At 42.4% G+C, this 5,148-nt stretch carries 3 protein-coding genes and 3 pseudogenes; all 6 read left to right on the forward strand.

What is annotated here, in order from left to right:
* Nucleotides 1–125 precede the first annotated feature (125 nt).
* Nucleotides 126–401 (forward strand): annotated as a pseudogene (locus H6G92_RS41440) (transposase); the annotation flags it as partial.
* Between the two features lie 119 nt (nt 402–520).
* Entirely contained in the window at nt 521–961 is a 441-nt protein-coding gene (locus tag H6G92_RS38110; RefSeq protein ID WP_190901960.1) for a hypothetical protein, read from the forward strand.
* Between the two features lie 405 nt (nt 962–1,366).
* Nucleotides 1,367–2,181 (forward strand): IS5 family transposase gene (locus H6G92_RS38115; RefSeq protein ID WP_190901962.1). Its coding sequence is split into 2 segments (ribosomal slippage): nt 1,367–1,733 and nt 1,733–2,181, totalling 816 coding nucleotides; the frame shifts between segments, so codons are not numbered across the junction.
* A 234-nt stretch (nt 2,182–2,415) separates the two neighbouring features.
* Nucleotides 2,416–3,924, forward strand: coding sequence for an alpha-amylase family glycosyl hydrolase (locus H6G92_RS38120; protein ID WP_190901964.1), 1,509 nt, complete (start codon nt 2,416–2,418; stop codon nt 3,922–3,924).
* A 552-nt stretch (nt 3,925–4,476) separates the two neighbouring features.
* A pseudogene (locus H6G92_RS38125) lies at nt 4,477–4,917 on the forward strand (ISAs1 family transposase); the annotation flags it as partial.
* 23 nt (nt 4,918–4,940) lie between these two features.
* Nucleotides 4,941–5,148, forward strand: a pseudogene (locus H6G92_RS39140) (NF041680 family putative transposase); the annotation flags it as partial.

A 5,148-nucleotide genomic window follows, 5' to 3' on the forward strand; every position in this document is an offset into this window, starting at 1 on the left:
TGGTTAAGTTATTTACGGGCTGGATACCGAGATTCACTTAACAACGAATCGCACTTGAACTATATGTTGTCCTAGTACAGACTGAAGTATTTCGTGACCGTTTGGCTAAATTATCGTTCAAATCACAAGTCCTCCAACAAGCAAGAGCGCGACAAAAAACTGAAAAGTTTCAACAACAGTATGCACTGCGCTCAGGCATTGAAGGAAGTATTTCTTAAGGAATCCGCGCCTTTGAAATGCGCGATTGCCGTTATATTGGGCTAGCTAAAACTCATCTACAGCATATTCTGACGGCGGCGGCTATTAATTTAAGTCGAGTTTTCGCATGGTTGGAGGAGATACCAAGGGCTAAAACTCGCTCCTCACACTTTGCAAGGCTGGCAGAATCTCCTGTGTGCTAGATAATACTTGTTTAAACTGTTGCTCTTAAATCAATAAGATTTAAGTTTTTATCCGTGTATTACATGGAAAAACATTGTCATTTCCCGTTAAATTTACGATGTAATACATGGGTTGGGTTATGTGGAAACGAGATATTCAGGGAAAGTTTGCACTTAAAAGTGATGACTATCGTGAAGTACGTTCTTTACGGCTAACAGATGATACTTGGAAAGCACTTGGTATTGCCTCTGAATGTTTGGGTAAAACTCGTGCTGACTATTTAGAACACATTGTTAAGCATAACGCCATACCTTGTATTACACCGGAAGACTCAGAATTTTTAGCTCCCCATCAAGGGGAAAACGAACCACAACCGAGTATTACACGGCAGAGGGAGTTTCCTTTAACATCTGATACTGAGAGCGAAAGACAGTCTGTTGTGTTGCCAACGATAAGAGAACTTGAAATTTTACGTGACCGTATTTTGTCCCAACTGAAGTTAGGCAAGCAGGCTACTGGGTATAAAACTGCTCATAAGGTTCTCAATCGTTTCATATCTGAACTAATCGGTTCAGTTTAGCTGCTTGGGGAATTCGCCAACGGTATCCGGCGGGGCGTAGCCCATCGCGCCCACATTCGGGTAGAATCACTCTCCTAATTGTTGAACTTTTTTATTTGAGTTTGGTGTCTCTGTGTTGAAAAAGTGGTAGAGCGATCCCTTTTCCATCCCCAAATTGTTCAACTTATTTTTACGTGGACTTGCACCCAACCACGAAAAATCAATGCTTTGAGAGACTAGAATTGTTGAACTTTTTTATATGCTTACAGCATAAGATGAGCTGTAGAGGAATAATAAAGTTCAACAATTTCAAGAGCTACAACCCTTAGAGCTGATTCGTAAAGAAAATCTAAAGAGAGGTGAATCTGGGTTGACCCAGGTTGACCCAGGTTATAGGCTAAACCGAGTGTAGTTATTTTGTTGTCGATGAGCCGTCTACCAGCGATTGAGAATCCACACCGCAAACCCTACCCAAGTGATTTAAGCGATGCTGAATGGTTAATTCTCAAGCCTCTTCTACCTACACCCAAGGGATTTGGGCATCCTGTAGAAGTAGATTTACGAGAAATTCTCAATGCCATTTTCTACGTACAACGTACCGGTTGTCAGTGGGAAATGCTGCCTCATGATCTTCCTCCTTACACAACGGTGTATGGCTACTTTCAGAAATGGCAACGTAAAGGCATTTGGCAAACAATTCACGACCAAGTGCGGCATAAACTCCGACAAGATTTAGGGCGAGATGAAAAGTCTACCGTGGCGATCGCTGATTCTCAATCCGTGAAGACCACGGAAAAAAAGGGGAGGTCTACGGTTTCGATGGTGGTAAGAAGGTTAAAGGGCGTAAACGACATATAGTTGTAGATTCTCAAGGGTTGTTGATTGGCGTTTTAGTGACTGAAGCCAATGCATCAGAACGTTTGGGTGCTGTGGTTGTACTCCATGAAGCGGCCGAGGAATTGTCTAAATTGGAAGTTGTTTGGGTAGATCAAGGCTATTCGGGAGAAAACTTTGCTCAAGCCGTTAAGCACATTTGTGGAGAACAGGTTCGTGTTGAGGTGATTGAAAGGATATCGAAAACATTTGAGCGATTGCCCAAACGATGGATTGTAGAACGGACATTTGGTTGGCTCAATCGATTTCGGCATTTGAGTAAGGATTATGAGTTGTACACCGAGCTAAGTGAAGCAATGATTTATGGCTCATTGATTCGTCTGATGATAAAGCGAATGGCAGCTTAAGGTTTTGTTTACGAATCAGCTCTTAAGAGTTCTGGAGTTGTCAATTAGAGACTAATACAACAAATAAAAAATGTGACAATACTTAAATTTAATATATTGTAACAATTATACTTGAATACTTGAGAATTTTTAAAACCCTAGATAGATTTTTAAGATGCTGAAACCGCGTTGCCAATAGATCAGAACTAAGATACTAAAGCAACTTAAAAACCATAAACTTTCCTGGAAGATGATATGAATAAGCAGGTTAACCAGGAGGACATTATTTACTTCGTAGTAACAGATCGCTTTTTCGGCAGGAGTAAGCGATCTGTTGAGCCATCAGATACGAGTATCCACGGGGGAACGCTGGACGGAATTATCGAGAAGCTTGACTACCTCCTTGAGCTTGGCGTGACAACATTATGGGTGACCCCAGTTTACGAGAACATTCAAAGGCATGGTAACTCAGAACCCTACCACTACTACTGGCCTAGTAACTTCGAGCGAATTGACAGTCGCCTGATTGAGGGTACATCTTTGCCCAACTCAACGGATATGAGTACATTTGGAAGATTTGTTGAACTATGTGAAGCTAAGCACATGAAAGTAGTGCTTGATATGGTTGTGAACCATTCAGGATACGGGACGCAGGGACAGTTTGGCACCAATTGGTTTAACATCGGTGGGTCTGGTGACATCAAGGGGGAATTGGCAGGGTTGCCAGACTTTAATCACGATAATCCCGAAGTTCTCGGTTATTTCATCAATAATATCGAGGATTGGATCACCAAAGGGAAAGTAACAAATATCCGGATGGATACAGTCAAACACGTAGAACCAAAGTTCTGGCACTACTTCAAGTCCCAGATTCGTGGACAATACCCTAACACTTGTCTGGTTGGAGAAGTGTTGTTTGAACGCAAGGAAGACATTAGCCAATTACTTGTGTACCAGAACTATCATGATTTCGATTCAATCTTCGATTTCCCCTTGTGTACAGCTTTGCGGTCAACTCTAATTTATGACGAGAGTCTCCGTTATTGGCTGGCACGTCCACGGTTGAATGATAATGAACCGCTGGGTGTGCTTGATGACGATAACCCCACCAAGGGCGGATACCGCAACGCAAATGGCCTCGTGACATTGCTTGATAACCACGATCTACAACGACGTATCATGAGCCATGCCAGGACAAAGCACACTGGTGGCGGTGAAGGGCTTAATTGGTCAATTCAGGTTACGAAACTCTGCTTAGGTGCTCTGTTGACAATGCGTGGAATACCACAGATTTACTACGGCACTGAGGTTGGGCTTGAAGGGTGGAAAGCAGAAGATGACCGCGACCTACGCCGTGATTTCCCCTGGCAGATGATCAACAACAACAACCGTCCGAAACAAGAGTTTCGCAAAGAGCATGAGATCTACGAGTGGACACGGGATTTGATACATCTGCGTAAAGGAAATGCAGCACTTAAATATGGGACAACTATAACGCTGTGGTCAGACGATCTAGTCTATGCGTTTTTGCGTATCGCCACTGATGATGTTGCTTTGGTAATCATCAACAATGGCTATGCCAGGATGCCGAGTCCAATCCATTTAGACCTGAATACATCGGTAATTCCCCAACGCGTGGTAAGTATGATAACCAGAGGTCTTAGGCACTGGAGAACAGGACAGGTGTTGACAGTACAAAACAGCCAGGTGCTTGTTACGGTCGATGGTAAGACAATAGATATCTTCTGCCGTGATGCCTCTTGAAGAGACCAAACAGATTCGTCATTAGCTCGACTTTATCCATTTTTTTTGACAACGCGATCGCTATCGCTGAAACCACTGTGGGACGCTCTTTTTACTTTTTTGACTTCATCGATGAACTGTGACATATAAAAAGTATTTGTCAAAAAGCCAGGGTTTTTGCCGAATAATAAAACCGAGTTTTTAATTTTGGATAAAGTCGAGGTTAGAGGCTGTTTGAAAAGTTTTAAGAGGTCAAATTTTATGCTAATCGCCTCACCATGATCCTCAGGGTTAGCGCGTCTCAAACGCTATTGACAAGCGGACTTGCCAGATCAGCAATCAGGTTGGAAACTAGGGCGAACGCATCTAAATATTGAAGATTAATAATCAAGATTGAAGTCCCCAACAATAGACCACACAGGGCTTTCAGGAATTAGGCATCAAACCCAACAAGAATGATAATCGTTATATGGGGGTAAGTTTGTGGCAGCCGTCGGCTGCCAAGTAATACGGGTTCGTTTTTGTAGTAAATTTATTCTTTGCCTTAAACAAGAAGAAGCAAATTATAGTTGAATGAAACTTAAGCCCAAAATCACGATTGCTGACCACTTTGGTGTAATAGAAGATCCACGCATAGATCGTACTAAACGACATAAGTTAATCGATATCATGACCATTGCCGTATGCGCGGTGATTTGTGGAGCAGATGGATGGGTGGGAATCGAGACCTACGGATATGCGAAGTACGAATGGTTAAAAACGTTTTTAGAACTCCCGAATGGCATTCCGTCACACGATACTTTTGCGCGAGTATTCGCACAAATAAATCCTCAACAATTCCAGTCATGTTTTGTCAATTGGATGAAATCAATACATCAGATAACAAATGGTGAAGTAGTTGCAATTGATGGGAAAACTTTGCGTGGTTCTTATAATGAAAGTAGCGACCAAAGTGCAATTGTGATGGTCAGTGCATGGGCAACTACAAATAGATTAGTGTTAGGGCAAGTAAAAAGGGATACAGCACTATTGCTTGGGTGCCAGATGATTCTGGTAATTGGGCATTACCCTTGAGGCATGAACGAATTACTAGTTGGGAAAACCCCATAGACAAGGCAACCTGGCAGTTAAAACAAGTGTGCGAGCATTTACCTACCAGACCGATTTCAGTTTGGGATAGTGAGTATGGTTGTGCGCCTTTTGTATCAAAAACTGCTGACATTGCAGCAGATATTCTTGTACGTT

Source organism: Nostoc foliaceum FACHB-393, assembly GCF_014698505.1.
Classification (GTDB): domain Bacteria; phylum Cyanobacteriota; class Cyanobacteriia; order Cyanobacteriales; family Nostocaceae; genus Nostoc; species Nostoc foliaceum_A.

What these genes read in the sequence shown, in the direction of transcription:
- H6G92_RS38110 (WP_190901960.1), top strand. Translation starts at nt 521, where the DNA reads ATGTGGAAACGAGATATTCAGGGAAAGTTTGCACTTAAAAGTGATGAC.
- H6G92_RS38120 (WP_190901964.1), top strand. Translation starts at nt 2,416, where the DNA reads ATGAATAAGCAGGTTAACCAGGAGGACATTATTTACTTCGTAGTAACA.